2 rRNA genes are annotated in these 3334 nt (G+C 51.4%); both read right to left on the reverse strand.

Annotated elements, in window-relative coordinates:
* Positions 1–6: 6 nt before the first annotated feature.
* Positions 7–122 (reverse strand): 5S ribosomal RNA (rrf, locus tag DUK53_RS16765).
* Between the two features lie 91 nt (positions 123–213).
* Positions 214–3145, reverse strand: a 23S ribosomal RNA gene (locus tag DUK53_RS16770).
* Positions 3146–3334 lie beyond the last annotated feature (189 nt).

The raw sequence follows: 3334 nt of genomic DNA on the forward strand, positions 1-3334 counted from the left end.
TACATTGCCCGGCGACGACCTACTCTCACAGGGGGAAGCCCCCTACTACCATCGGCGCTGAAAAGCTTAACTTCCGTGTTCGGGATGGGAACGGGTGTGACCTCTTCGCCGTAACCACCAGACAATGTTTTTCATCGAAAGAACGCTGTTCTCTCAAAACTAGATAAGAAAGTCGGTCTGTGCGTGACCGTTTAGAACCAGAATGCCATTCTTTTGGTTAAGTCCTCGATCGATTAGTATTTGTCCGCTCCATATGTCGCCATACTTCCACTCCAAACCTATCTACCTGATCTTCTTTCAGGGATCTTACTTTCCGAAGAAATGGGAAATCTCATCTTGAGGGGGGCTTCACGCTTAGATGCTTTCAGCGTTTATCCCTGCCACACATAGCTACCCAGCGATGCTCCTGGCGGAACAACTGGTACACCAGCGGTGTGTCCATCCCGGTCCTCTCGTACTAAGGACAGCTCCTCTCAAATTTCCTGCGCCCGCGACGGATAGGGACCGAACTGTCTCACGACGTTCTGAACCCAGCTCGCGTGCCGCTTTAATGGGCGAACAGCCCAACCCTTGGGACCGACTACAGCCCCAGGATGCGACGAGCCGACATCGAGGTGCCAAACCTCCCCGTCGATGTGGACTCTTGGGGGAGATAAGCCTGTTATCCCCGGGGTAGCTTTTATCCGTTGAGCGATGGCCCTTCCATGCGGAACCACCGGATCACTAAGCCCGACTTTCGTCCCTGCTCGACTTGTCAGTCTCGCAGTCAAGCTCCCTTGTGCCTTTACACTCTGCGAATGATTTCCATCCATTCTGAGGGAACCTTTGGGCGCCTCCGTTACTCTTTAGGAGGCGACCGCCCCAGTCAAACTGCCCACCTGACACTGTCTCCCCACGCGCTAAGCGTGGCGGGTTAGAATGGTCATACAGCCAGGGTAGTATCCCACCATTGCCTCCTCGTAAGCTAGCGCTCACGTCTCTTCGGCTCCTACCTATCCTGTACAAGCGGTACAAACATTCCATATCAGGTTGCAGTAAAGCTCCACGGGGTCTTTCCGTCCTGTCGCGGGTAACCTGCATCTTCACAGGTACTATAATTTCACCGAGTCTCTCGTTGAGACAGTGCCCAGATCGTTGCGCCTTTCGTGCGGGTCGGAACTTACCCGACAAGGAATTTCGCTACCTTAGGACCGTTATAGTTACGGCCGCCGTTTACTGGGGCTTCAATTCGTACCTTCGCCGAAGCTAAGCACTCCTCTTAACCTTCCAGCACCGGGCAGGCGTCAGCCCCTATACGTCACCTTACGGTTTTGCAGAGACCTGTGTTTTTGCTAAACAGTCGCCTGGGCCTATTCACTGCGGCTCTCTCGGGCTTGCACCCTAATAGAGCACCCCTTCTCCCGAAGTTACGGGGTCATTTTGCCGAGTTCCTTAACGAGAGTTCTCTCGCTCACCTTAGGATTCTCTCCTCATCTACCTGTGTCGGATTGCGGTACGGGCAGTACTCGTCTAACTAGAGGCTTTTCTTGACAGCGTGAAATCAGGAACTTCCGTACTTTATTTCCTTCCCCATCACAGCTCATGCTTCGCGAGAAGCGGATTTGCCTACTTCTCACACTCACTGCTTGGACGCACATATCCATCCGTGCGATTCCCTATCCTTCTGTGTCACCCCATTGCTCAAACAACTAGCACTGGTACAGGAATATCTACCTGTTGTCCATCGCCTACGCCTATCGGCCTCAGCTTAGGTCCCGACTAACCCTGGGCGGACGAGCCTTCCCCAGGAAACCTTAGATATTCGGTGGACGGGATTCTCACCCGTCTTTCGCTACTCATACCGGCATTCTCACTTCTAAGCGCTCCACCAGTCCTTCCGGTCTGACTTCACCGCCCTTAGAACGCTCTCCTACCACGAACCTCCAAAGAGGTTCATCCACAGTTTCGGTAATATGTTTAGCCCCGGTACATTTTCGGCGCGGGGTCACTCGACCAGTGAGCTATTACGCACTCTTTCAATGGTGGCTGCTTCTAAGCCAACATCCTGGTTGTCTATGCAACCCCACATCCTTTTCCACTTAACATATATTTTGGGACCTTAACTGGTGGTCTGGGCTGTTTCCCTTTCGACTACGGATCTTATCACTCGCAGTCTGACTCCCGAGTATAAGTACATGGCATTCGGAGTTTATCTGAATTCGGTAACCCGAGAAGGGCCCCTAGTCCAAACAGTGCTCTACCTCCACGACTCTTTACCTCGAGGCTAGCCCTAAAGCTATTTCGGAGAGAACCAGCTATCTCCAGGTTCGATTGGAATTTCTCCGCTACCCACACCTCATCCCCGCACTTTTCAACGTGCGTGGGTTCGGACCTCCAGTGAGTATTACCTCACCTTCATCCTGGACATGGGTAGATCACCTGGTTTCGGGTCTACGACCTGTTACTCATGCGCCCTATTCAGACTCGCTTTCGCTACGGCTCCGCTTTTTCCGCTTAACCTTGCAACAAATCGTAACTCGCCGGTTCATTCTACAAAAGGCACGCTATCACCCATTAACGGGCTCTAACTACTTGTAGGCACACGGTTTCAGGAACTGTTTCACTCCCCTTCCGGGGTGCTTTTCACCTTTCCCTCACGGTACTGGTTCACTATCGGTCACTAGGGAGTATTTAGCCTTGGGAGATGGTCCTCCCGGATTCCGACGGAATTTCACGTGTTCCGCCGTACTCAGGATCCACTCTGGAGGGAAAATGATTTCAATTACAGGGCTGTTACCTTCTTTGGCGGGCCTTTCCAGACCACTTCGTTTACCACTTTCTTTTGTAACTCCGTATAGAGTGTCCTACAACCCCAAGAAGCAAGCTTCTTGGTTTGGGCTCTTTCCGTTTCGCTCGCCGCTACTCAGGAAATCGATTTTTCTTTCTCTTCCTCCAGGTACTTAGATGTTTCAGTTCCCTGGGTCTGCCTTCCTTACGCTATGTATTCACATAAGGATACTATCCGACTAAAGATAGTGGGTTCCCCCATTCGGAAATCTCTGGATCAACGCTTACGTACAGCTCCCCAAAGCATATCGGTGTTAGTCCCGTCCTTCTTCGGCTCCTAGTGCCAAGGCATCCACCGTGCGCCCTTTCTAACTTAACCATGTGGTTTGTTGTGCTTACGCACACACCACGGGTATGTTCCTAACGTCTACGAGCCAGCGATGGCCGTATCGGTTAGTTGAAAGGTTACTTTCAGTTGATTCTCGGTTCTTACTTGGTTGGTACAAGTCAAAGACTTATACCGCACTTTACTAACTTTCTTATCTAGTTTTCAAAGAACAACTTTCTT

Source organism: Listeria sp. SHR_NRA_18 (assembly GCF_003856515.1).
Taxonomy (GTDB): domain Bacteria; phylum Bacillota; class Bacilli; order Lactobacillales; family Listeriaceae; genus Listeria_A; species Listeria_A newyorkensis.